A 23,640-nucleotide genomic window follows, 5' to 3' on the forward strand; every position below is an offset into this window, starting at 1 on the left:
CCATCCCCGACGCGAGACATCACCTCTGCACGTCTTTCTCGCGCCGGGGCTGGTTTCTCGCGGGGATGCCGCGGGTGCATAGCAACTCCGCGCGCCCCCGTCCAGACCCACCGCCCGACACCCCGGTGCGAGGATCCGCCCCCTAGGCTGATCTCGTCACGGGGCGGTCTCGTCACGGTGTGGCAGCGATGTCACCGAGCGATGTCATCGAACAGGGAGTCGCACATGCAGTCATGGCCAGGATCCGCGTACCCGCTCGGGGCGACCTTCGACGGCAGCGGAACCAACTTCGCTCTCTTCAGCGAGGGCGCGGAGCGGGTCGAGCTCTGCCTGTTCGGTGACCGGGGCAAGGAGACGCGCATCGAGATGCGCGACGTCGACGCGTTCGTCTGGCACGTCTACCTGCCGACCGTGCAGCCGGGCCAACGCTACGGCTACCGCGTCCACGGGCCGAACGACCCGGCGAACGGCCAGCGCTTCAACCCGAACAAGCTGCTGCTCGACCCCTACGCGAAGGCCGTCGAGGGTCAGGTGCAGTGGGGCCAGGAGGTGTTCGGCTACGACTTCGGCGACCCCGACTCCCGCAACGACGAGGATTCGGCGCACGCGATGATGAAGGGCGTCGTCGTCAACCCGTTCTTCGACTGGGCCGGCGACCGGCAGCCGAAGACGCCCTATGCCGAGACCGTCATCTACGAGGCCCACGTGAAGGGCCTCACCGAGCTGCACCCGGAGATCCCCGAGGAGATCCGCGGCACCTACAGCGCGATCGCGCACCCGGCGATCATCGAGCACCTCAAGCACATCGGCGTCACGGCCATCGAGCTCATGCCGGTGCACCAGTTCGTCAACGACTCCACGCTGCAGGAGAAGGGTCTCAGCAACTACTGGGGCTACAACACGATCGCCTTCCTCGCCCCGCAGAACACCTACGCCTCGACCGGCCAGCGCGGCCAGCAGGTGCAGGAGTTCAAGAGCATGGTGAAGGCGCTGCACGCCGCCGGCATCGAGGTCATCCTCGACGTGGTCTACAACCACACCGCGGAGGGCAACCACCTGGGCCCGACCCTCTCCATGCGCGGCATCGACAACGAGGCGTATTACCGCCTCGAGGCCGACGACAAGCGGTACTACACCGACTACACCGGCACCGGCAACAGCATGAACGTGGGCAACCCGCACACGCTGCAGCTGATCATGGACTCGCTGCGCTACTGGGTGCTCGAGATGCACGTCGACGGCTTCCGGTTCGACCTCGCCGCGACCCTCGCCCGCGAGTTCTACGAGGTCGACCGGCTCGCGGCCTTCTTCGAGATCGTGCAGCAGGATCCGGTGATCTCGCAGGTCAAGCTCATCGCCGAGCCGTGGGACATCGGCCCCGGCGGCTACCAGGTGGGCAACTTCCCGCCGCAGTGGACGGAGTGGAACGGCAAGTACCGCGACACCGTCCGCGACCTGTGGCGCGGCGAGCCGGCCACCCTCGGCGAGTTCGCGTCGCGCCTGACCGGCTCGGCGGACCTCTACGAGAACTCGGGGCGGCGACCCGTGGCATCCATCAACTTCGTCACCGCCCACGACGGCTTCACGCTCCGCGACCTCGTGTCGTACAACGAGAAGCACAACGAGGCCAACGGCGAGGACAACAACGACGGCGAATCGCACAACCGGTCCTGGAACTGCGGCGTCGAGGGCCCCACCGACGACCAGGGCGTTCTCACGCTGCGCGCCCGCCAGCAGCGCAACTTCCTCGCGACCCTGCTGCTGAGCCAGGGCGTGCCGATGATCTCGCACGGCGACGAGCTCGGACGCACGCAGGGCGGCAACAACAACGGCTACGCGCAGGACAACGAGATCACGTGGATCGACTGGAGCCACGTCGATCAGCCGCTGGTCGAGTTCACGGCGGCGCTCGCGCGCCTGCGCCGCGAGCACCCGACCTTCCGGCGCAGCCGCTTCTTCGACGGGCGCCCCGTCCGCCGCGAAGAGGGGGCTCCGCTGCCGGACATCGCGTGGCTGCGTCCCGACGGCACCGAGATGCAGCCGGAGGACTGGGAGTCGGGCTTCGGGCGCGCCGTCGGCGTGTTCCTCAACGGCGCCGGCATCCGTGAGCGCGACCGGCGCGGCGAGCAGATCGAGGACCGCCACTTCTTCATCCTGTTCAACGCGGGTGACGAAGGGCTCGAGTTCACGATCCCGCGCGCCGAGTTCAGCCCGAAGTGGGAGATCGTGGTCGACACGACCGGCCAGCTCACCGACACGTACCCGCGCAACGGCGGAGAGGCCATCGAGCTGGCGGGGCGCTCGCTGATCGTCCTGCGCGACTATCAGGAGGAGAAGCCCGACGTCGACCATTCGGTCGCCGCGTCGCTCGCCGCCCTCACGGTGCCGATCGACATCGTCCGCTCTCCCGCGCCGCAGGCCGAGCTGCCGCACTGATCATGTCGGATGCCACGGCGCCCCGCCCCGCCTCGACCTACCGCCTCCAGGTGCGGGCGTCGTTCGACCTGGATGCCGCGGCCACCGTCACCGACTACCTGCGCGATCTCGGCGTCGACTGGGCCTACCTGTCGCCGATCCTGCAGGCGGCGGCCGGCTCCGACCACGGCTACGACGTCGTCGACCCCACGCGCGTGGACGCCGACCGCGGCGGTCCGGGCGGGCTGTCGCGTTTCGTCGCGGCGGCACGGGACGCCGGTCTCGGCATCCTCGTGGACATCGTGCCGAACCATCAGGGCGTCGCCGACCCGACCGAGAACCCGTGGTGGTGGGACGTGCTCACCCACGGGCGCCGCTCGGCGCACGCGGCCGCGTTCGACATCGACTGGGAGCACGGCGCCGAGCGCGTCGTGCTGCCGGTGCTCGGCGGGACGCTCGACGAGGTGCTCGGTCGCGGCGAGATCGAGGTGGCACCGCCGGCGGGCGACGACGACGGTTTCGGCACGGCGCGCTACTACGAGCTCGTGCTGCCGCTGGCCCCCGGCACCGCGCCGCTGCACGCGACGACCGACCGCCTCGCGGTGCGCGACGTGCTGGAGCGGCAGCACTGGCGGGTGACGTCGTGGCGGCGGGATGCCGAGGAGCTGAACTACCGGCGCTTCTTCACCGTCACCTCGCTCGCGGGCGTACGGGTGGAGCTTCCCGAGGTCTTCGCCGCGTCGCACGAGGAGATCCTGCGGTGGGTGCGCGAGGGGCTCGTCGACGGGCTGCGCATCGACCACCCCGACGGCCTCGCCGATCCGGGCGGCTACCTCGACGCGCTCGCCGCGGCGGTCGCGGACGCGCGGGAGGCGCGCTCCGATGCGCTGCGCGCGCTCGACGACCGGCACGTGGGCGCTTCCCGCTCGGCGGGGGAGGAGGATGCTTCCCGGTCGTTGAGCGAGGCGCGCAGCGCCGCGTCGAAGCGCATCCCCGTCTACGTCGAGAAGATCCTCGAGCCGGGGGAGGAGCTGCCCGGCTGGTGGGCCACCGACGGCACCACCGGCTACGACGCCCTCGGCGAGATCGACCGGGTGCTCGTCGACCCCGCCGGTGCGCCGGCGCTGACCGCGCTCGACGAGCGCTTGCGCGGCGGGCCGGGGGACTGGCACGACATGATCGGCGGCACCAAACGCGAGATCGCCGACACGTCGCAGGCCGCCGAGGTCGGTCGCCTCATCCGCTGCCTGCCGGACGCCGTGCGCGCCGACCTCGGCGACGCCCGTGCGCGTGACGCGTTCGCGGAGCTGCTCGCCGCCTTCCCCGTCTACCGCGCGTACCTCCCGGCCGGCCGCGAGCTGCTGGCGGATGCCGTGGCCACGGCATCCGCGCGCCGGCCCGACCTCGCCGATGCCCTCGTCGCGCTGGCGGAGGTCGTCGCCGATGCGGACGCCGAGCTGTCGCGGCGCTTCATGCAGACCACCGGCCCGGTGACCGCCAAGGGCGTGGAGGACCGCGCGTTCTACCGGTACACGCGGCTGACGTCGCTCACCGAGGTCGGCGGCGATCCGTCGCTGTTCGCGCTCGACGTCGCCGGACTCCACGCCGCGTTCGCGCGTCGCCAGGCCTCGTGGCCGCACACCCTGACGGCCCTGACGACGCACGACACGAAGCGCTCCGAGGACGTGCGGGCGCGCCTCTCGGTGCTCGCGGAGATCCCCGGTCGCTGGGCCGAGGCGCTGGACGCGCTCCGTGCGACGGCATCCACCGGCGACGGCCCCCTCGATGCGCTCCTGTGGCAGGCGGTGATCGGCGCGTGGTCGGACGACCCCGCCCTGCCCGAGCGCCTGCACGGCTACGCCGAGAAGGCGGCCCGCGAGGGCGGGGTGGGTACGAGCTGGACGGACCCCGACGAGGCCTTCGAGGCGCGGGTCCACGGGATCGTGGATGCCGCGTTCGCGTCCGCGCGGCCGACGGTCGAGGCGCTCGTCGCCGAGGTGCTGGAGGCGGGCCGATCGAACTCCCTGTCGGCGAAGCTGCTGCAGCTGGCCGGACCCGGCGTGCCCGACGTCTACCAGGGCACGGAGCTGTGGGACCTCTCGCTCGTCGACCCCGACAACCGCCGCCCCGTCGACTTCGCCGGCCGCCGCGCGCTGCTCGCACGGCTCGACGACGGGTGGATGCCGCCGCTCGACGGCACCGGCGGCGCCAAGCTCCTCGTCGTGTCGCGGACCCTGCGGCTGCGCCGCGACCGGCCCGACCTGTTCACGCGGTACACGCCGCTGCCCGTCGTCGGCGCGGCATCCGCGCACGCCGTCGCGTTCGACCGGGGCGGTGCGATCGCGGTGGCGACGCGTCTGCCCGTCGGGCTCGCGGCGCGCGGCGGCTGGGGCGACATCGCGGTGCTGCTGCCCGCGGGGCGCTGGCGCGATGCGTTCACGGGCCGCGAGCTCGCCGGCGGGGCCGCGCCCTTGGCCGTCGTGCTCGCCGACCTGCCGGTCGCGCTGCTGGTCGCGGGCGACTGACCGCTCGGCGCGGACGGGGCCGGGGCGTTTCGACTCGCGGCTGCGCCGCTCGCTCAACGACCGGGGGCTGAGGCGGGGCGCCGGTCGTCGAGCGAGCGCGGGGGGTCGCTCCCGCCGATCGTCGAGCGAGCGCGGGGGGTCGCTCCCGCCGGTCGTCGAGCGAGCGCAGCGAGTCGAAACGCAGCGCTCCCGCCGGTCGTTGAGCGAGCGCAGCGAGTCGAAACGCAGCGCGTATGACGTTTCGTGACGAACGCTTACGCCCCGTGACCGGCGACTGGCTCCGCCCTCGGGTCGCATGGTGGGCTGGATCATCCCGAACACCGCAGCGCCATCCGGCGCATCCCAGGAGACCACCATGTCCCGATTCACCCGCACGGCCCTCGCGGCGGCATCCACCGTCGCCGTGGTCGCCCTCCTCGCCGGCTGCGCCTCCGGCGCCTCCGCTCCGTCCGCCTCGGACGGCAGCGGCGAGCCGAAGACCGGCGGCACCCTGACCTACCTCGAGCCGCAGACCTGGACGACGCTGTATCCGCCGTCCGCGGGCTTCTACCCCAACGGCGGCATCGTCAACAACATCACCGACCGTCTGCTCTACCAGAACCCCGAGACGCTCGAACTCGAGCCGTGGATCGCGACCGACTACAAGGTCAACGACGATGCGACCGAGTACACGTTCGATCTGCGCACCGACGTCACCTACTCCGACGGCACGCCGCTGACCGCGGCCAACGTCGTCAAGAACATCGACCTCTACGGCAAGGGCGACAAGGGTCGCGCCCTGACCGTGTCCGAGGCGATCAACAACTACGACCACGGTGAGGTCACCGGCGAGCACACGGTCGTCTTCCACTTCACGGCGCCGTCGCCCGGATTCGCCCAGGCCGTCTCGACCATCAACTCGGGGCTGCTCTCCGACGCGACACTCGACCGCACGAGCGAGCAGTTCGGCCCCGGCAACGCCACCAAGATCATCGGCAGCGGCCCGTTCGTCATCTCCGACGAGCAGATCGGCACGCAGACCAGCGTGACCGCGCGCAAGGACTACAACTGGGCGCCGCCGTCGCTGAAGCACCAGGGCGCGGCCTACCTCGACGGCATCGACTACGTCGTCGCCGCCGAGAACAGCGTCCGCGTCGGCACGGTCGTCGCCGGCCAGGCCGACATCGCCCGCAACATCCCCGCACCCGACGAGGCCCAGTTCGCGGCCGGCGGCCTGTCGCTGCACGCCGCCGCGACCAACGGCGTCAACAACGGCCTGAGCTTCCGCTTCCGCGAGCCGCGTCTGGCCGACGTGCGGGTGCGCCAGGCGATCATCGCCGGCATCGACCGTCAGAAGATCGTCGACACCCTGTTCACGAAGAACTACCCCCTCGCCACCGGTGCGCTCGCCACGACCGCCCTCGGCTACGTCGACACCTCGTCGTACTACACGTACGACCCGGAGAAGGCGGCCACCCTGCTCGACGAGGCCGGCTGGACGCTCGGCTCCGACGGCATCCGCGCGAAGGACGGCGAGAAGCTGACGCTCTCCTTCAACGAGGCGCTGCCGCAGCCGCGCTCCAAGGAGGTCGTGACCCTCATCCAGGAGCAGCTGGGCAAGCTCGGCATCCAGGTGTCGCTGTTCGCGGGCGACATGGCCGCGCAGACCAAGGCGTCGACCGATCAGAGCACGATCCAGGTGTACCACTCGATGGTCGGCCGCGCGGACTTCGATGTGCTGAAGTCGCAGTACTTCTCCAAGAACCGCAACACGCTGCTCAACCTCAACCCGGCCGACGGCACCGTCGGTGACCCGGAGCTCGACACGCTGCTGCAGGCGATCGCGTCCGAGCCCACGACGGCCGAGCGTCAGGCGGCGTCCGAGGCGGCGCAGAAGTACCTCGCCGAGAACGCGTACATCCTGCCGATCTTCGAGGAGCCGCAGGTGTTCGGCCTGACCGCCAAGGTGCAGGGCTTCGAGACGGAGTCGGTCGGTCGCCCGACGTTCTACTCGACCTGGCTCGCAGGCTGAGAACCCGGTTCCCGGACCGGTTCACGGAGAATCCATGTCGTACGTCCTTCGTCGTGTGGGCCAGGCGGTGCTCGTCCTCGCTCTGGCCTACACGGCGGCCTATCTGCTGCTGGCGGCCCTCCCGGGCGATGCCGTCATCGCCCGGTACGGGAGCCCCGAGCTGGGGCTCACCCCCGAGCAGATCGAGGCGATCCGCCAGTCGCTGGGTGCCGATCAGCCGCTCATCGTCCAGTACTTCCGCTCGATCGCGGGCTTCCTGACGGGAGACTTCGGCTATTCGGTGGCCAGCGGCGCGGCCGTCTCCGACCTGATCGCCACCGCGTTGCCGCCGACGCTCACGCTGGCCGTGCTCGGCCTCGCGCTCGCGGTCTTGCTGGCGGTGACGATCGCGTTCACCGCGACGTACGGCGCCGGGCGGGCGCTGCGGCGCGTCTTCCGCAGCATCCCCCCGCTGTTCGTCTCGCTGCCGGTCTTCTGGATCGGCATCATCCTGATCCAGGTCTTCTCGTTCCGCCTCGGGCTCGTCCCGGTGATCGGGGCCGACCCGGTGCAGGCGCTCATCCTGCCCGTGATCACGCTCGCGATCCCGATCGCCGCTCCGCTGGCGCAGGTGCTCATGCGCTCGATCGACGAGGTGCGCGAGCAGCCGTTCGTCGCGGTCGTCCGCGCCCGCGGCGCGAGCACGCCGTGGTTGCTGTGGCGCAACGTCGCCCGCAACGCCCTCCTGCCGACGCTCACGATGGCGGGCCTGCTGTTCGGCGAGCTCGTCGGCGGCGCCGTCGTCACCGAGACGGTGTTCGCGCGGGCCGGCATCGGCCAGCTCACCGCCCAGGCCGTCGCGAACCGCGACACCCCGGTGCTGCTGGCCGTGGTCGTGATCTCCACCGTCGCCTTCGTCGTCATCAACCTGATCGTCGATCTGCTCTACCCCGTGCTCGACGCGCGGCTGCGCACCGCCGGCCGCACCCGCGGCGGCGCGAGCGCGGCCGATGAGACGGATGCCGCGGAGCGCGCCGTCGACGAGCGCCTGGATGCCGAGGTCGGCGAACCGGTCGGCGCCGCAACCCGAGGAGAGACCCGATGACCGCGCTCGCCACCACCGCCGGCCTCGCCGGCGACACGGCACCCGGCGGCTCCGGCCCCGGCGCTCCCGCCGCCGATCGCCGCCTCCGCTGGCGGAGCCTCCTCTCGCGCGCCGGCTTCGTCGTCCCGGCCCTCGTGATCGTCGTCGCCCTGCTGTGGGCGCTGTTCCCGAGCCTGTTCACGAGCCAGAACCCGACGGAGACCGTCGCGCCCGCGCTGCAGGCGCCGAGCGCCGAGCACTGGTTCGGCACCGACGCCACGGGCCGCGACCTCTACGCCCGCGTCGTCTACGGCGCGTCGCAGTCGATCATCGGCGCGCTCGTCGCCGTGCTCGTCGGACTCATCGTGGGAACGGCCATCGGACTGGCGGCCGGCGCCCTCGGCGGGCCCGTCGACGAGGTGCTCATGCGCGTGGTCGACGTGCTCCTCGCGATCCCGGCCCTGCTGCTGTCGCTGAGCGTGGTCATCCTGCTCGGCTTCGGCACCACCAGCGCCGCGGTGGCGGTCGGTGTGACGTCGATCGCCGTGTTCGCGCGTCTCGCGCGCTCCCGCGTGGTCAGCGTGCGCGTCACCGATTTCGTCGAGGCTGCCTACGGCTCCGGCGGCACCTTCTTCGGCGTGCTCTGGCGGCACATCCTCCCCAACTCGCTGACCCCGGTGATCGCCCTGGCCGCTCTGCAGTTCGGCTCGGCGATCCTGCAGATCTCCACCCTCGGCTTCCTCGGCTACGGCGCTCCGCCGCCCACGCCCGAGTGGGGTCTGCTCATCGCCGAGGGGCGCAACTACGTCGCGACGGCCTGGTGGCTGACCGTGCTTCCGGGTCTCATCGTCGTGTTCGTCGTGCTGGCCACCAACCGCCTCAGCCAGGCCCTCAGAGGAGGGGATGCCGCGTGAGCGCGCAGCCGCTGCTGTCCATCCGCGACCTGGCCGTGCAGTACCGCACCCGCCGGGGCCCCGTCGACGCCGTGCGCGGCGTCTCGTTCGATGTCGAGGCGGGGTCGGTCACGGCGCTCGTCGGCGAGTCGGGCTCGGGCAAGACCACCGTGGCGCAGGCGGTCATCGGCCTCCTGGCCGGCAACGGCCGCGTGGCCGGCGGCAGCATCCGCCTGTCCGAGCGCACGGACGGACCCACCGAGCTCGTGGGACTGTCGGAGCGGCGGTGGCGGCACCTGCGCGGACGCTGCATCGCGCTCATCCCGCAGGACCCGGGCAACTCGCTGAACCCGGTCGCGACGATCGGCTGGAGCGTCGCGGAGGCGCTGCGCATCCACGGGTGGAAGGACCGCGCCAAGATCCAGACGCGCGTCATCGACCTGCTCGAGCGCGTCGGCATCGACGACCCCGAGACCCGCGCGCGCCAGTACCCGCACGAGCTGTCGGGCGGGATGCGCCAGCGCGTCCTCATCGCGGCGGCTCTCGCGCTGCAGCCCGAGCTGATCATCGCCGACGAGCCCACCAGTGCGCTCGACGTGACGGTGCAGCGGACGGTCCTCGACCTGCTCGATGAGCTCCGGGCCGAGACGGGCACCGGCATCCTCTTCATCACGCACGACCTCGCCGTCGCGGCCGATCGTTCGGATGCGCTCGTGGTGATGCGCGCCGGTCAGGTGCAGGAGGCCGGAGCGACGGCCGCGGTCCTCGCGGCGCCCGCATCCGCGTACACCCGCACCCTCCTCGCCGATGCGCCGTCGCTCGCGCGCGTCGTCGACCGGGTCGCCCCGGATGCCGCGGCCGGCGCGGACACGCTCGTGGAGGTCTCCGCGCTCACGCAGGAGTTCCGCCGCGCGGGACGCTCGCCGCTGCGGGCGGTCGACGACGTGTCGTTCACCGTCGCCCGCGGCACGACCCACGCGCTCGTCGGGGAGTCGGGCTCGGGCAAGACCACCACGGGGCGCTCGATCGCGGGCTTCAACAGCCCGACGCGCGGGACCATTCGCGTCGGCGGCACGGAGGTCACGGCGCTGTCGGGCGGGCGCGCGCGGCGCGCGTTCCACCGCACCACCCAGCTCGTGTACCAGAACCCGTACGCGTCGCTCGATCCGCGCCAGAGCATCGCCGACATCCTCGCCGAGCCCCTGCGCAACTTCGGCATCGGCTCCCGCGCCGACCGCGCCGACCGCGTGGCGCACCACCTCGAGCTCGTCGCGCTCGCGCCCGAGATCGGGGCGCGGCATCCGCGGGAGCTCTCCGGAGGGCAGCGCCAGCGCGTCGCGATCGCCCGGGCGCTGATCGTCGAACCCGAGCTGGTCGTGCTCGACGAGGCGGTCTCGGCGCTCGACGTGACGGTGCAGGCGCAGATCCTGCGGCTGCTCGCGCGGCTGCAGAGCGAGCTCGGCCTCACCTACGTGTTCATCTCGCACGACCTCGCCGTCGTCCGCCAGATCGCCGACACCGTCTCGGTGCTGCGCCGCGGCCGCCAGGTCGAGCACGGCGCCGCCGCGACCGTCTTCGACCGTCCGCAGCACGAGTACACCCGCGAGCTGCTCGCCGCGATCCCGGGCGCATCGCTGCGCGAAGAGACGGCGACGCCCCCCGACCCGACCGCCCCCCGCAAGGAAGAGGTACCCGCATGAGCGGCCCCCGTCTCGGCTTCTTCAGCCGCGTGCTCGAAGAGGCGTCCGCCGCCGACCGCTACCGGTTCGCGATCGAGCAGATCGCCCAGGCCGAGCGCAGCGGCTTCGCGTCGGCCTGGGTCGCGCAGCACCACTTCGGCGAGCACGAGGGCGGGCTGCCCTCGCCGTTCGTGCTGCTGGCCGCCGCGGCGGAGCGCACGAGCCGCATCGCGCTGGCGACCGGCGTCGTCACGCTGCCCCTCGACGACCCGCTGCGGGTCGCGGAGGACGCCACCGTGCTCGATCAGCTGAGCGGCGGGCGCGTGCAGCTGGGTCTGGCCACCGGCGGCACGCCGTCGTCGTTCGCGGCGTTCGGGCGGGAGTCCGACCGGCGGCGGGAGATCTTCGCCGACCACCTCGACGTGCTCCTCGACGCACTCGAGGGCCGCGGCGTCCGCGGCACCGACTCGCACATCTACCCCTCCGCGGGCGACCTGTCGGCGCGCATCTGGCAGGCGACCTTCTCGGTCGACGGCGGCCGCCGCGCAGGCGAGCGGGGCGACGGCCTGCTGCTGTCGCGCACGCAGCCGCGCACGCCGGACGCTCCCGACGCGCCGCTGCACGAGCTGCAGCTGCCGATCATCGAGGCGTACCGCGCCGCCCTGCCCGAGGGTGCGCCCGTGCGCATCCTCGCGTCGCGGACCGCGCTCGTCGTCGATCCCGAGGACCGCACGCGCGCCCTCGAACTGGCCGGCGACGGCCTGCGCCACCTCGCCCGCACGATGTTCGGCATCGACACCGACGGGGTCTCGCTCGACGAGCTCATCCGGATCACCGACACCCATGTGGGCACGGTCGACGAGGTCGTGGCGTCGCTGTCGGCCGACCGGACGCTGCCGGCGGCCAGCGACGTCTCGTTCCAGGTGCACTCGATCGCGGCAACCCACGATCTCACGCTCCGCTCGCTGCAGCTGCTCGCCGACGAGGTCGCTCCGCGCCTCGGCTTCACCGTCGGCCCCGACGCCGCCGCCGACCTCCATCGCGCGCACCGGCCGCTCGCCCTCGCCGGCACCCCCACGGAAGGAATCGCATGAGCACGCCCACCGCCGACATCATCGACCTGCTGGCCGGCATCGCGCCGGGCGACGCACTCGCCGCCGTGCGCGATCAGCGCGCGCAGGCGCGGGAGAACGCGCAGCGCAGCTTCGAGGCGCTCCTCGAGCCCGCCGACCCGGGCACCTTCCCGCTCGCCGAGCGGTACGCGGTGGCCTCCTTCGTCTCGCAGCTGCACGGGTTCGCCGAGGCGACGGCGTTCTACGGCGACCTCCTCGGCGACGAGGCCCCCGCGCTGACCTCCGTCGTCGCGGCGGCCGCGGACTCCGCCGCCGCGACCGGGCCGTTCGGCGCCTACCGCGAGCCGCGTCTGCAGGGGGAGTCCACCGACGGCGCGCGCTGGACACCCGACGCGGCGACCGCGGAGGCGCTCCAGACGCGACTGGCGGCCGCCTTCACGCACACGCACCTGCTCGTCTTCCGTCCGCGCGAGGCCCGCGCCGAGGCGATCCAGGCCCTTGTGGATGCCGGGTGGAGCCCCGACGACATCGTGTCGCTGTCGCAGCTCGTCGCGTTCCTCACGTTCCAGTTGCGGGTCGCGTGGGGGCTGCGCACGCTCGCCGCGGCCTCCGTCGCCGTTCCCGCCGCCGCCGTGTCCGAAGGAGCCTGACATGACCGACACCGTCACCACGTACCCCGACCTCGCCCGCCCCGACGCCTTCACGCAGCAGGGGCTCGGCTGGGTGCCGTGGCTGCTGCCGGTGGCCGAGGACGAGCTGACCGACGTGCAGCGCGACGCGCTCATCGAGCCCGCGCGCGCGAAGATGCCGTACTTCCGGCTGCTCGCACGCGACCCCGAGGCGCTCCGTGCCCGCACGCTCACCGACCTCGACATCTTCTACAACGTCTCCGGCGGCATCGGGCGCGCCGAGCGGGAGCTGGCCGCCGCGGCCACCTCGCGTCACAACGGCTGCGTCTTCTGCGCCTCCGTGCACGCCGCCTCCGCCACCCGCGAGTCCGGTCGCGAGGCCGACGTGCAGCGCCTGCTCGACGAGGGCGTGGAGGCCGACCTCGGCGACGAGACGTGGAACGCGGTGGTCGCGGCATCCGTGGCGCTCGCCGACACCCCGCTCGCGTTCGGCGAGGCCGACATCGCGCGCCTGCGGGATGCGGGCCTCGACGACGCCGAGATCGTCGACGTCATCGGCGGCGCCGCGTTCTTCAACTGGGCGAACCGCCTCATGCTGTCGCTCGGCGAGCCCGAAGTGCCCGCGCGACGCGCCGCGACCCGATAGACGTTCCACCCCGATAGCGAGGACATCCATGAGCATCCCCACCCTTCTCGACCACGTCGTCATCGCCGGCCCCGACCTGGCCGCCCTGGTCGACTGGTTCGCCGAGCGCACCGGTGTCGTCGCCGCGCCCGGCGGCGCGCATCCGACCGGCACCGCCAACGCGCTCGTCGCGCTCACGGTCGACGGCAGCCGCGGCCCGCAGTACATCGAGCTGATCGGCCCGAACCCGGCGCGTCCCGAGCCGGAACTGCCGGAGACCTTCGGCATCGCCACCCTCGCCGCGCCCCGCGTGCAGGCCTACGCGGTGCACCCGTCCGACATCGAGGCGACGGTCGCCACCGCTCGCGCCGGTGGCTACGACCCGGGTGACGTCAGCGACCTCTCGCGGCGCACGCCCGACGGAACGCTGCTGGAGTGGCGGCTCACCCGCGGGGAGAACCGTCGCATCGACGTGCCGTTCCTCATCGACTGGGGCACGACCCCGCAGCCGGGCCTCAGCGACATCCCCACCATCGAGCTGGTCTCGCTCGTGCGCACCGAGCCCGACCCCGCGCCGCTGCAGGCGATCCTGGGCGCGTACGGCCTGGGCGACGGCGTCGCGGAGGTCGTGGCGGGCGAGGAGTCGGGGTTCCGGCTCACGCTGCGCCGCGCCGACGGCGAGCTCGTCGAGCTGTGAGCGCCGACGCGGAGATCGCGGACGCCGTCGAGCGGCTCCGCCCCGAGCTGGAGCGGCTCGCGCGCGAGCTCTACGACGAGCCCGAGATCGGCTTCGAGGAGCACGCGTCGGTCGCCCGCATCGCGTCGCTGCTGGCGGCACACGGTGTGGATGTCGAGGTCGGCGCCTTCGGCCTCGACACCGCCCTGCGCGCGAGCACGGCCGCGGCAGGCGCGGCATCCGGCCCGCACTTCGCGATCATCGCCGAGTACGACGCCCTGCCGGGCATCGGCCACGCCTGCGGGCACAACGTGATCGCGGCCGTCGCCGTGGGCGCGTACCTCGCGGCGGCGCCGGTGGTCGCCGGCCTCGGCGGGCGGTTGTCGCTCATCGGCACCCCCGCCGAGGAGAACGGCGGCGGCAAGGAGCTCATCATCCGCGCCGGCGGCTTCGACGACGTCGATGCCGCGGGCATGGTGCACCCCTCGAGCGGATCGGGCACCAGCTCGGTGCTCGGCCAGCGCACCACCGGGGTGCGGCGGGTCGCCGTGACCTATCACGGCCGCGCCGCGCACGCCGCGGGGGCACCGTGGCTCGGCCGCAACGCGCTCGACGGCGTCGTGACGGCGTACCAGAGCATCGCGCAACTGCGCCAGCACATCCTGCCGACCGACCGCCTCCACGGCATCATCACCGACGGCGGCGCCGCGCCCAACATCGTGCCCGAACGCGCCTCGGCGCTGTTCTACGTGCGGTCGGCCGACGTCGCCGCGCTCCGCGAGCTGACCGACCGCGTCGTCGCGGTGCTGGAGGGTGCTGCGCTCGCCACGGGAACGCGCGCCGAGATCGACGTCGACCCGGTCCCGCCGTACCTGCCGCTGCAGACGAACACCGCCCTGACCTCGCGTTGGGTGGATGCGTTCGCCGCACGCGGGCACGAGGTCCCGCCGCCGGCCGAGCCGCCGCAGGGCGGACCGTCGACCGACATGGGAAACGTCAGCCGGCTCGTGCCGTCGATCCACCCGTCGCTCGGCCTCGGCGGACCCGACGACGTCTTCCCGCACAACGCGGCCTTCGCCGACCTCACGGTGCTGCCGGCCGCGACCGACGCGCTCGTGGATGCCGCGGCCGCCCTCGCCGCGACGGCCGTCGCCTACGCGGCCGACCCCGAGCTGCGTGCCGCGGCGGCGGCGGAGTTCGCGGCATCCGGCGGCCCCTCCCGCTGGGCGGACTGAGCGCGCTGCGCGGACGCAGACAGGCGAAGCGACGACACCGGGCCCCGCGGTGCGGGGCCCGGTGCCGGAGTCAGGAGGTCGCGGAGGTGGTCCGGAACGGCGCGAGCAGGGCGCTCCAGCCCGCGGTCAGCTGGGCGTACTCCTCCGGACACCCGGCGGCGCGGTCGCCGTCGAGGACGCCGTCGGTGACGAGGTAGTCGTAGCGGTCCGGGGCGGCCCCGTAGACGTAGCAGAGGAAGTTCGCCGACCTCTGCGCGTCGAGTCCGTGCGTGTCGGAGAACGGGAGCTCGTCGATGGTCGTGACCGCCTGCGCCCGCAGGTAGTAGAGCTTCGCCACCGTGATCAGCGAGTCGGTGTCGGCCTCGGTGCCGGTGAGCGCGTAGACGGAGAACTGGTCGGCCACGTCCTCCTCCCGGCCCGTGAATGCGAGGTCCAGCTCGGCCACGAGGGCGTGGCCGCCCTCGTGGAAGAGGACCTCGCGAGCGCTCTCGAGCAGCTGCGTGTCGATGTCCGCGTCGGCGGTGCCGTCGGCGCGCAGCGAGACGCGCTCGCTCGCGGGCAGTTCGTAGCACACGGTGATCGTCGAGTCCTGCGCCGTGTAGAACGCGTTGGCGTCCTGGCACTCCTTCGCGACGAGGGTGATGTCCATCGGCAGGCGCACCGTCTCCTCCATCCACGCGGCGAAGGCCTCGAGGAGCCCGGCGTCCTGCAAGAGGCGTCGTTCGGTCTCGTTCTCCGGTGTCGTCGTCGCCGCGTAGTCGACGACGACGTGGCCGGCGGACGATGCGCCGCTCGCCACGGCGCCGGGGTCCGGCGCCGTGCATCCGGCCAGCAGGGCCGTCGCGGCGGCGAGGACACTCACGATGCGGGCGCGGCGGGAGAGGAGACGAGGGTGCACGGGGAGCATCCTCGCAGAGGACCGCTCGTGGGGCGAGGTCAAGGGGTCACGGCGATCTCGTCGCGACCGGCAGGATGGTCGCATGACGATCGAGGTGTGGGCGCCGCGCGCGGCGCGGGTGCGACTGCGGCGACCGGGGCTCGACGACGTCGAGCTGATCGCGGGGGAGGCCGGCTGGTGGACGGCTCCGCTGACGCTGGCGTCCGGCGACGAGTACGGCTTCGTGCTCGACGACGGTGCCGTGCGCCCCGACCCGCGCTCGCGGCGTCAGCCGCGGGGCGTGCACGAGCTCTCGGCCTGGGAGGACCCGGCATCCTTCGCCTGGACCGATGCGGCCTGGACCGGGCGTCAGCTCGCCGGGGGACTCGTCTACGAGCTGCACGTCGGCACGTTCACACACGAGGGCACGCTGGATGCCGCGATCGGGCGCCTGCCGCACCTCGTCGACCTGGGCGTCACGCACGTCGAGCTGCTGCCGGTGAACGGCTTCAACGGCACGCACAACTGGGGCTACGACGGCGTGCTCTGGTACACGGTGCAGGAGGACTACGGCGGGCCGGAGGCGTACCGCCGCTTCGTCGACGCGGCGCACGCGGCGGGCCTCGCGGTCGTGCAGGACGTCGTCTACAACCATCTCGGCCCCTCGGGAAACTACCTGCCCGAGTTCGGGCCGTACCTGCGTGACGGGCAGAGCACGACGTGGGGATCGAGCGTCGACCTCGACCAGCGCGCGGTGCGCGACCACATCATCGACAACGCGCTGATGTGGCTCGGGGACATGCACGTCGACGGTCTGCGCCTGGACGCCGTGCACGCCCTGCACGAGTCGGCCGCAAGCCCCGTGCACATCCTGCGGGAGATCGCCGAGCGGGTCGACGCGCTGTCGGCCCACCTCGGCCGGTCGCTGACGCTCATCGCGGAGAGCGACCTCAACGACCCGGTGATGATCCTTCCGCGCGAGGCCGGCGGCTACGGGCTCACCGCGCAGTGGGTCGATGACTGGCATCACGCGGTGCACGTCGCCCTCACCGGGGAGACGGAGGGGTACTACGCCGACTTCGCCGACCCGCAGGCGCTGCCGAAGACGTGGACCGACGGCTTCTACCACGACGGCACGTTCTCCTCGTTCCGGGATCGCGACTGGGGGGCGCCGATCCCCGCCGCGGTGCCGTCATGGCGCCTGGTGACCTTCGCGCAGGATCACGACCAGATCGGCAACCGCGCCGCCGGCGACCGGCTCAGCCAGTCGCTGTCGGCGGAGCGCCTCGAGGTGGCGGCGGTGCTGACGATGACCGCCCCCGGCACGCCGATGCTGTTCATGGGGGAGGAGTGGGGGGCCTCGACGCCCTGGCAGTTCTTCACCTCGCATCCCGAGCCCGAGCTCGCCGCCGCGACCCGCGCGGGCCGCACGGCGGAGTTCGCGCGGATGGGCTGGGACGAGGCGCTCGTGCCCGACCCGAACGATCCCGCGACGTTCGAGCGGTCGAAGCTGGACTGGGCGGAGCCCGGCGCCGGCGTGCACGCGCGACTGCTGGAGCTGTACCGGGCGCTGTCGCGGCTGCGGCGAGCCCGCCCCGAGCTGACCGATCCGGATCGCCGCGGGCACGGGGCCGAGAGCGCCGGCCCCGGACGGTGGGTGCTCCGCCGCGACGCCGCGGCCGTCTACGTCAACCTCTCGCCCGAGCCGTGGAGCATCGACCTCGACGGGCGCGAGGTGTGGCTCGCCACGTCCGGCGCCCCCGCGGGCGCTGCGGACGCCGGTGCCCTCGTGCTCCCGGCGGACACCGCCGCGGTCGTCGGCCCCGTGTCTCGCTGACCGCCGGTGTCTCGCTGATCGCCGGTGCGCCGGGCGCCGTCGCGGTGCCTGTCAAGGGCCTGGCGCACGGCGGCATCCCTCCATACCGTGAATGGCATGGACACTTCTCGCGGCACGCAGAGCCCCACGGGCGCCGACCTCGCGCGTCAGATCGTCGTCATCTCCGCGGTGGTCTTCATGATCATCGCCGCGATGGTGGGGACCGGACTGTTCGGCGGCACGAACGTCCGCGACCTGCAGGGCGGCGCACTGGATGCCGATGCGACCGTGCTCGCGCCGGCGACGCCGGCGTTCTCGATCTGGTCCGTCGTCTACGTCCTCATGGTCGCCTACGCCGTCTGGCAGGCCCTGCCCGCACAGCGTGGGCGGGAGCGCCAGCGGCGCGCGGGGTGGTGGATCGCGCTCACCGCCGTCCTCAACGGCGGCTGGCTCCTCGCGGCGCAGTTCCTCACGCTGCCGGCCACGGTGATCGCGATCATCGTGCTCCTGGTCGCCCTGGTGGCGACGCTGCGGGCTCTCGTGCGGACGCCTCCGGAGACGTGGGCCGATCGACTGCTCATGGACGGCACCGTCGGCATCCACCTCGGCTGGGTGAGCCTCGCGACGGTCGCCAACATCACGGCCTGGCTGGCCGCGGACGTCGTGCCCGCGATGGATGCCGACAGTCAGCAGCTGTGGGGCGTGATCGTCCTGGTCGTCGTCGCCCTCGTCGGTGTCGCGGTCGCGTTCGGATCGGGCGGACGCATCGCCCCGGCGCTCGCGATGTCGTGGGGCCTCGTGTGGATCGGGATCGCGCGCACGAGCGGCGAGCCGCACGCCCCCGCGGTCGCGACCGCGGCCTTCGTCGTGGCCGGCGTCGTGCTGGTCTCGGCGATCGCGGCGGCAGGTCGCCGACGCGCGGTCGCCGCGACCATCGGGGACTGACGAGGGTCGCGCGTCAGAACGTCTGCGAGAAGGCGCGGAGGATGCGCATCGGCTCGGTGAGCGTGGCGGCGAGCACCAGCCCGGCGATGCGGTCGTAGTCGTGGGCCGCGAAATAGCCGTCGTCGCGGTAGACCGCCATGCGCTCCGTGAAGGCGCGACCGGTGGGCTCGGGGTGGAACTGGGTCGCGTAGAGCGTGTCGCCCAGGCGATAGGCCTGCACGGGGCAGGCCTCGTTGGTCGCGAGCAGCACCGCACCCTCCGGCATCCGCCCCGTTCCCTCCTTGTGCGCGGTGAGCGCCGAGAAGGTGGGCGCGAGGGCGCCGAACAGGCCGTCGCGGCGGGCCTCGTCCGTCAGGTTCACGACCGTCGGTCCGGTGTCCTCGGGGTAGGCGCGCGTGACCTCCCCGCCGAGCGTGCGGGTCGCGACGCCGATGCCGTAACACGTGAAGAGGGCCGCGGTCTCCCCGGCCGCCGCCGCCTCCGCCAGGCGCGCCAGGTCGGCTTCGAGACGTCGCTGCGCCGCGGTCTTCGCCGACTCGGGGTCGGTCACGTTGAACGGGCTTCCCCCGACGACGGCGCCGCGCCACCGGACGGCGGCATCGGCCGGCCACGGGTCGCGGACGAGGTCCCACCGTTGCAGATCGCCCTCGTCGAGGTGCATGGCGAGACGGAACGATTCGTACTCGGCGGCCGCCGCGCCCTGCTGGGGGCGCGCGCACACGTAGACGAGCGGAGCCATGCGGAGAGTCTAGGCGGCGATGCCGCGACGCGGCCGCGTGTGACGTCAGCGCGACGAGTTGGCGGTGCGCCCGCGCACGATCCCGATGAACGCGTCGACGAGCGGTCCGTTGTCGCCGTCGGCCGACACGGGCCACGCGAGGGCCACGGTCGACACCGGTCCGCCGACGAGGGGGCGGAACGTGGCGTCCTTGCGGTGGTGCAGCCGCGCGAGCGACATCGGCACGATCACGACGCCGACCCCCGACGCGGCGATCGCGATCGCCTCGCCGACGCTCTCGGGTGCCGCGAACCGGGGAACGAGCGCTCCGGGCACCGCGATCTCGACGGGCGGATGCTGCGGCGCGATGACGACCTCGCCGTCGAGGTCGTCGAGCGTGAGCTCGTCGGCCGCCGTCAGATGCGAGTCGGCCGCGCACACCACCACCGGCACCTCGTCGTACAGCTCGATGACGTGCAGCCCCGCGCGATCCAGCGGGAGGCGGACGAGGGCAGCGTCGACGGATGCCGAGGCGACCGCCTCACGCTGATCGGCGATGCCCAGGGGTACCAGGTCGACCGCGACACGCGGCATCCGCTCACGCCAGCGGTCGATCCAGGTGCCCGGCGTCGCGCCCTCGATCGCCCCGAGTCGGAACGTGCCGTGCGGCTCGACGGGCGGCGGGGGCGGTGCGGGCCTCTTCTGCGGCGGCTTCTTGGCCGCGCCCGCGGGCGCTCCGGACGTGCGCCCCGAACCCGGGCGGGCGGGTCTGCCCCCGCGCCGGTTCGCGCGTCCCGCACCACTGCCTGCCATGCAGGCCAGCGTAGCCGGGTGGGCCGGCGGACGACGCGGGACGGGCGGGCGTCAGGCGGCCAGGCGCAATCCGCGGCGGTCGGTCGCGACGCGCTCGCCGTCGGCGATCTGCTCGTCGTCGCCGATGAGCGATCCGCCCGCGACGCGCGCGTGCGCGCCGACGACGGTGCGGACACCGATCTTCGCGCGCGGGCCGATGGCCGCGCCGGATCCGATGTGCGCGTGCGGGGCGATCTCCGCGTCGGGGCCGATGACCGCGTCGGGCTCGATCCAGACGCCGCGGCCGATGTGGGCGCCCGCGGCGATCTGCGCGCCCGGTTCGACATACGCGCCCGCTTCGACGAGCGCGGAGGCGTGCACCTTCGCGCCGTTCGCGACCAGCCCGCGGCCGTTGACGTGCTTTCGATAGCGGAGCGTCTGCCCGCGATCGTCTTCGATGTCGATGTAGTTCTTACCCACGAATCCCTCCTGGTGATCGCAACCGCGTCGGGGCGGGAATCATTCCCGGCCGGGCGTCGGGGCGAACACGACCGTCCGCTGCACGCCGTAGCTGACCACGAAGAGGGTCGTCTCGGTCGCGATCTTCGCCAGCAGGACGGGGATGCCGGCGTCCGTCAGGGCGCTGAGGATGCCGTAGTTCGCCGCCAGCAGCAGCCCCGCGAGCGAGAAGTAGCGCAGCGCCGTCGTGCGCGTGGGAAGCGACCGGGCGCGACCGAACACGAACGAGCGGTTGACGGCGAAGTTCACGCTGGCGCTCAACAGACGTGCGAAGACCACCGAGAAGAGCAGCCACCCGGTCAGCGCGTCCAGCACGAGCAGCGCGGCGGTGTCGATCGCGAAGGCGAGCAGCGCCGAGGCCGTGAACCTCAGCAGCGGGCCGTACACGCGCACCGAGTCCGCCACCGGCCGGAAGTGGCTGGAGCGGTTGCCGTCGAGGTAGACGGTCTCGATCGGCACCTCCGCGAGCGCGATCCCGGCGCCGCGGGCGCGCAGCAGCATCGCCAGCTCGTACTCGAACCGGTCGCCGGGAACCTGTTGCAGCCACGGCAGCGTCGCGGCCGGATACCCCCGCAGCCCCGTCTGGGTGTCGCGCAGCCGCTGCCCGGTCGCCAGGCGGAAGGCCCAGCGGGTGGTGCCGTTGCCGACGCGGCTGCGCAGCGGCACCTCCCCGGAGAAGGCGCGGGCCCCGAGCACGATCGTGCGCGCGCGGGCCGCGTCGTCCGCCGCCGGTGCCGTCGCCGTCGGCGTCGCTGCGGGGGCGCCGGCCCGCGGGCCGGAGGTGGAGCCGGCGGACTGGCCGACGAGTTCCCGCGGACGCCGCGCGCCGTCGGGATCGACCGCGTCGGCGACGCGGCGGATGTCCGCCGGGGTGTGCTGGCCGTCGGCATCCGCCGTCACCACCGCCGCGCCCGGCCATGCCCGCGCGGCGTGAGCGAACCCGGTGCGCAGCGCCGCGCCCTTTCCGCGGTTGCGTCCGTGCCGGAGCACGACGGCGCCCGCCGCCGCGGCGGCCGCGAACACCGGGGAGAACCGCTCACCCGAGCCGTCGTCGACGACCAGGACGGGCGTCTCGGGCGCCGCGGCGGTGAGGGCGGCGATCACGTCGACGAGACGGCCATCGGGTTCGTACGCGGGGATCAGGACGATGTGCATCGCGATCACCCCGCCGCGATGTAGAGGATGTCGCTCGTCGCGCGCTCGCCCCCGTTGGAGGGCTTGTTGACGACCGTGCCGTTGAACCACATCTCGCTCGACCCGCCCCCGTCGAGGTTGTACGCCGTGGTGGCGCCCAGCGAGACCATGATGTCGGCGAGTCCGCTCATCGTGACGCCCGCGCTGTAGCCCGGACTGCGCCCGTCGACCACCACGATCACGATGTGGTTCTCGTCGATGACGCCGATCGCCGTGCGGGGCTGCTCCCCCTGGATCGAATGGTTGCCGATGTTGGTGTCGATCTCGACGTCGTCGATGCCGGAGACGACCGCGCCGTCCTCCACCAGCGCGGGACCGAAGCTCAACGTGTTCCACGCCCCGTCGGCGAGCAGCTCCGCGGCCGAGGTCTGCGTCTCGTCGTACACCGCCGCCGTGCCGTCCTTGTAGAAGACGAGGCCCTCGCGTGCGCCGTCGTCGCGGAAGACGACGCCGTTGCGGATGACGATCCCCGAGTCGCGGAAGCCGTAGTAGTCGCCGTTGACGGCGAACACCGCCCCGTTGGCGGTCGCCGTCTCGCTCACGAGGGCCGTGATGTTCTCGCCGAACTGGTTGTTCGCGAAGGCGCTGCGCAGCGCGGTCGCGTCGCTCAGCGTGATGTCGGCGACGTAGTACGTGACCGTGGCGTCCCCGGTGCCCTGGGTGTGCGTGCTGATCGAGATCGCCGCGTCGTCGGAGGTGTAGGTGGTGGCGGTGACGACGGGCGTCGAGGCCGTGCTCGTCGCGTCGGCGGACGCCGATGCCGTGGGGGATGCCGAGGCCGTCCCGTTCTGCGCCGCCTCGTAGGCGGCGACGTCCGAGACGACGACGTGGGGGACGACGAACCGGTCGAGTGCCCAGGCCGTCCCGCCCCCCGCGGCGAGCAGGACCGCGACCCCACCGGCGATGAGGGAGTGCTTGACACGCTTTTTCATGAGGACCACCCTCGGCGGTCGCGGTAGGCGCCCCCTTGGCGGCGGCTACGCGGCGGCTATGAACGTCGCGCCCCGCGGATGTTGCGAAGATGGATGCCGTGACCGCTCCCGCAGATGACGACCCGACCACCGGTCCGACGCTCGTCTTCGACACCAAGGCGCAGGATCACTCGGTCGGCGAAGACATCCTCGGCCTGCTCACCGGGACCTTCCTCGTCTCGTCGGGACTGCACCTGCTGCACGCCGCGCAGGCGGTGACCGGCGGCACGGCCGGCCTCTCGCTGCTCCTCGGTTACGCGACCGGCTGGCCGTTCTGGGTGCTGTTCGCCGCGGTCAACCTGCCCTTCGCGCTGCTGGCGGTCTGGCGTCGGGGCTGGGACTTCACGATCCGCACGGTGATCTCCATCGCGCTCGTGTCGGCGTTCGCGCCGCTGCACGACGCCCTCTTCCCCATCGAGGGGTTGCAGCCGCTCTACGGCACCCTCGCCGGCAACCTGCTGGCGGGCGTGGGGGTGCTCATCCTCTTCCGCCATCGCGCGAGCGTCGGCGGCATCAACATCATCGGGCTGGAGATCCAGGACCGCACGGGCTTCCGGGCGGGCTGGACGATGATGATCTTCGACGTGCTGATCGTCGCGCTCGCGCTGCTGGTCGTCCCGTGGCAGAACGTGCTGATGAGCGCCGCCGGCGCGGTGCTCCTCAACCTGGTGCTGGCCCTGAACCACCGTCCCGGCCGCTACCTCGGTCGCTGACCCGCGCGCCGGCGTGTCGCCGTCGCCGCGCTTCAGCAGATGCGGAGAGTGATCACGGATGCGGAGGGTGGGGGCCGTGGCATCCGATTCTGTGACCACTCTCCGAATCTGGTGGTGGCGCGGGGTGCGCTCGCGCGTGGCCGCAGTAGATGCGGAGGGTGGTCGCGGATGCGGAGGGTGGGGGCCGTGGCATCCGATTCTGTGGTCGTGGTCCGATTCTGGTGGTGGCGCGGGGCGTGCTCGCGCGTGGCTGCAGCAGATGCGGAGAGTG

At 72.8% G+C, this 23,640-nt stretch carries 20 protein-coding genes; 14 read left to right on the forward strand and 6 right to left on the reverse strand.

The genetic code is table 11. The annotated features are described in order from the left end of the window. Positions 1 to 225 precede the first annotated feature (225 nt). The 11 genes from glgX to L0965_RS08225 all read left to right on the forward strand — a co-directional run bounded on the left by glgX (position 226) and on the right by L0965_RS08225 (position 14,824). Positions 226 to 2,436 (forward strand): glycogen debranching protein GlgX, encoded by a 2,211-nt coding sequence (glgX, locus tag L0965_RS08175; RefSeq protein WP_101306927.1) that lies wholly within the window; start codon positions 226 to 228, stop codon positions 2,434 to 2,436. Between the two features lie 2 nt (positions 2,437 to 2,438). Continuing rightward, positions 2,439 to 4,940 (forward strand): malto-oligosyltrehalose synthase, encoded by a 2,502-nt coding sequence (treY, locus tag L0965_RS08180; RefSeq protein WP_101306926.1) that lies wholly within the window; start codon positions 2,439 to 2,441, stop codon positions 4,938 to 4,940. 355 nt (positions 4,941 to 5,295) lie between these two features. After that, the gene (locus L0965_RS08185; RefSeq protein WP_060958402.1) at positions 5,296 to 6,951 is read left to right on the forward strand and encodes a TIGR04028 family ABC transporter substrate-binding protein; all 1,656 of its coding nucleotides are present in this window, start codon (positions 5,296 to 5,298) and stop codon (positions 6,949 to 6,951) included. Between the two features lie 34 nt (positions 6,952 to 6,985). Further along, a complete protein-coding gene (locus L0965_RS08190) occupies positions 6,986 to 8,035 on the forward strand; it encodes an ABC transporter permease (protein WP_101306925.1) in 1,050 nt (349 codons plus the stop codon). Beyond that, the gene (locus L0965_RS08195; RefSeq protein WP_061782447.1) at positions 8,032 to 8,928 is read left to right on the forward strand and encodes an ABC transporter permease; all 897 of its coding nucleotides are present in this window, start codon (positions 8,032 to 8,034) and stop codon (positions 8,926 to 8,928) included. The genes L0965_RS08190 and L0965_RS08195 overlap by 4 nt, the downstream gene beginning before the upstream one ends. Next, on the forward strand, positions 8,925 to 10,607 hold the full coding sequence (locus L0965_RS08200) for an ABC transporter ATP-binding protein (RefSeq protein WP_101306924.1): 1,683 nt from the start codon (positions 8,925 to 8,927) through the stop codon (positions 10,605 to 10,607). Before L0965_RS08195 ends, L0965_RS08200 begins: the two co-directional genes overlap by 4 nt. Continuing rightward, entirely contained in the window at positions 10,604 to 11,680 is a 1,077-nt protein-coding gene (locus tag L0965_RS08205; RefSeq protein WP_101306923.1) for a putative FMN-dependent luciferase-like monooxygenase, read from the forward strand. The genes L0965_RS08200 and L0965_RS08205 overlap by 4 nt, the downstream gene beginning before the upstream one ends. Continuing rightward, positions 11,677 to 12,309, forward strand: a complete 633-nt coding sequence (locus L0965_RS08210) for a CMD domain protein (protein WP_101306922.1) — start codon at positions 11,677 to 11,679, stop codon at positions 12,307 to 12,309. The genes L0965_RS08205 and L0965_RS08210 overlap by 4 nt, the downstream gene beginning before the upstream one ends. Before the next feature lies 1 nt (position 12,310). Further along, positions 12,311 to 12,934, forward strand: a complete 624-nt coding sequence (locus tag L0965_RS08215) for an alkylhydroperoxidase domain protein (protein ID WP_101306921.1) — start codon at positions 12,311 to 12,313, stop codon at positions 12,932 to 12,934. Positions 12,935 to 12,962: 28 nt separating this feature from the next. Further along, positions 12,963 to 13,610, forward strand: coding sequence for a VOC family protein (locus tag L0965_RS08220; RefSeq protein WP_060958363.1), 648 nt, complete (start codon positions 12,963 to 12,965; stop codon positions 13,608 to 13,610). Further along, positions 13,607 to 14,824 carry an amidohydrolase gene (locus L0965_RS08225; RefSeq protein WP_061782442.1) on the forward strand — a complete coding sequence of 406 codons (1,218 nt, stop codon included), beginning with the start codon at positions 13,607 to 13,609 and terminating at the stop codon, positions 14,822 to 14,824. Before L0965_RS08220 ends, L0965_RS08225 begins: the two co-directional genes overlap by 4 nt. Positions 14,825 to 14,894: 70 nt before the next feature. Here L0965_RS08225 and L0965_RS08230 read toward each other — a convergent pair whose 3' ends face one another. Then, complete coding sequence (locus tag L0965_RS08230) at positions 14,895 to 15,722, reverse strand: DUF4344 domain-containing metallopeptidase (RefSeq protein ID WP_157831646.1); 828 nt, start codon at positions 15,720 to 15,722, stop codon at positions 14,895 to 14,897. An 82-nt stretch (positions 15,723 to 15,804) separates the two neighbouring features. On the opposite strand from L0965_RS08230, the gene treZ reads away from it, so the two are divergent. Continuing rightward, a complete protein-coding gene (treZ, locus tag L0965_RS08235) occupies positions 15,805 to 17,538 on the forward strand; it encodes a malto-oligosyltrehalose trehalohydrolase (RefSeq protein WP_101306919.1) in 1,734 nt (577 codons plus the stop codon). A gap of 96 nt (positions 17,539 to 17,634) precedes the next feature. After that, positions 17,635 to 18,462 carry a TspO/MBR family protein gene (locus L0965_RS08240; protein ID WP_101306918.1) on the forward strand — a complete coding sequence of 276 codons (828 nt, stop codon included), beginning with the start codon at positions 17,635 to 17,637 and terminating at the stop codon, positions 18,460 to 18,462. Between the two features lie 13 nt (positions 18,463 to 18,475). Here the strand turns inward: L0965_RS08240 and L0965_RS08245 are convergent, their stop codons facing one another. From L0965_RS08245 to L0965_RS08265, 5 genes are read right to left on the reverse strand one after another with little or no spacing between them, the layout of a single operon-like run. Continuing rightward, positions 18,476 to 19,201 carry a GMP synthase gene (locus L0965_RS08245; protein WP_101306917.1) on the reverse strand — a complete coding sequence of 242 codons (726 nt, stop codon included), beginning with the start codon at positions 19,199 to 19,201 and terminating at the stop codon, positions 18,476 to 18,478. 45 nt (positions 19,202 to 19,246) lie between these two features. Continuing rightward, positions 19,247 to 19,993, reverse strand: coding sequence for a LysR substrate-binding domain-containing protein (locus L0965_RS08250; protein WP_101306916.1), 747 nt, complete (start codon positions 19,991 to 19,993; stop codon positions 19,247 to 19,249). Between the two features lie 51 nt (positions 19,994 to 20,044). Then, positions 20,045 to 20,452, reverse strand: a complete 408-nt coding sequence (locus tag L0965_RS08255) for a transferase (RefSeq protein WP_061782438.1) — start codon at positions 20,450 to 20,452, stop codon at positions 20,045 to 20,047. Positions 20,453 to 20,491: 39 nt separating this feature from the next. Further along, positions 20,492 to 21,646, reverse strand: a complete 1,155-nt coding sequence (locus L0965_RS08260) for a bifunctional glycosyltransferase family 2/GtrA family protein (protein WP_101307280.1) — start codon at positions 21,644 to 21,646, stop codon at positions 20,492 to 20,494. Positions 21,647 to 21,651: 5 nt separating this feature from the next. After that, positions 21,652 to 22,617, reverse strand: coding sequence for a phosphodiester glycosidase family protein (locus L0965_RS08265; protein ID WP_060958370.1), 966 nt, complete (start codon positions 22,615 to 22,617; stop codon positions 21,652 to 21,654). Positions 22,618 to 22,706: 89 nt separating this feature from the next. On the opposite strand from L0965_RS08265, the gene L0965_RS08270 reads away from it, so the two are divergent. Continuing rightward, complete coding sequence (locus tag L0965_RS08270) at positions 22,707 to 23,369, forward strand: YitT family protein (protein WP_060958371.1); 663 nt, start codon at positions 22,707 to 22,709, stop codon at positions 23,367 to 23,369. The last annotated feature ends 271 nt before the right edge of the window (positions 23,370 to 23,640 follow it).

It is taken from the genome of Microbacterium sp. NFH-22A-Y (assembly GCF_021401375.1).
In the GTDB taxonomy this organism is placed as follows: domain Bacteria; phylum Actinomycetota; class Actinomycetes; order Actinomycetales; family Microbacteriaceae; genus Microbacterium; species Microbacterium hominis.

Excerpts from the sequence above, each read along its gene's own strand:
- L0965_RS08220 (WP_060958363.1), top strand. The coding sequence starts at position 12,963 with ATGAGCATCCCCACCCTTCTCGACCACGTCGTCATCGCCGGCCCCGAC.
- L0965_RS08245 (WP_101306917.1), bottom strand. The coding sequence starts at position 19,201 with ATGGCTCCGCTCGTCTACGTGTGCGCGCGCCCCCAGCAGGGCGCGGCG.
- L0965_RS08265 (WP_060958370.1), bottom strand. The coding sequence starts at position 22,617 with ATGAAAAAGCGTGTCAAGCACTCCCTCATCGCCGGTGGGGTCGCGGTC.
- L0965_RS08195 (WP_061782447.1), top strand. The coding sequence starts at position 8,032 with ATGACCGCGCTCGCCACCACCGCCGGCCTCGCCGGCGACACGGCACCC.
- L0965_RS08205 (WP_101306923.1), top strand. The coding sequence starts at position 10,604 with ATGAGCGGCCCCCGTCTCGGCTTCTTCAGCCGCGTGCTCGAAGAGGCG.
- glgX (WP_101306927.1), top strand. The coding sequence starts at position 226 with ATGCAGTCATGGCCAGGATCCGCGTACCCGCTCGGGGCGACCTTCGAC.
- treZ (WP_101306919.1), top strand. The coding sequence starts at position 15,805 with ATGACGATCGAGGTGTGGGCGCCGCGCGCGGCGCGGGTGCGACTGCGG.
- treY (WP_101306926.1), top strand. The coding sequence starts at position 2,439 with ATGTCGGATGCCACGGCGCCCCGCCCCGCCTCGACCTACCGCCTCCAG.
- L0965_RS08185 (WP_060958402.1), top strand. The coding sequence starts at position 5,296 with ATGTCCCGATTCACCCGCACGGCCCTCGCGGCGGCATCCACCGTCGCC.
- L0965_RS08210 (WP_101306922.1), top strand. The coding sequence starts at position 11,677 with ATGAGCACGCCCACCGCCGACATCATCGACCTGCTGGCCGGCATCGCG.
- L0965_RS08240 (WP_101306918.1), top strand. The coding sequence starts at position 17,635 with ATGGACACTTCTCGCGGCACGCAGAGCCCCACGGGCGCCGACCTCGCG.
- L0965_RS08250 (WP_101306916.1), bottom strand. The coding sequence starts at position 19,993 with ATGGCAGGCAGTGGTGCGGGACGCGCGAACCGGCGCGGGGGCAGACCC.
- L0965_RS08215 (WP_101306921.1), top strand. The coding sequence starts at position 12,311 with ATGACCGACACCGTCACCACGTACCCCGACCTCGCCCGCCCCGACGCC.
- L0965_RS08270 (WP_060958371.1), top strand. The coding sequence starts at position 22,707 with ATGGATGCCGTGACCGCTCCCGCAGATGACGACCCGACCACCGGTCCG.
- L0965_RS08190 (WP_101306925.1), top strand. The coding sequence starts at position 6,986 with ATGTCGTACGTCCTTCGTCGTGTGGGCCAGGCGGTGCTCGTCCTCGCT.
- L0965_RS08260 (WP_101307280.1), bottom strand. The coding sequence starts at position 21,646 with ATGCACATCGTCCTGATCCCCGCGTACGAACCCGATGGCCGTCTCGTC.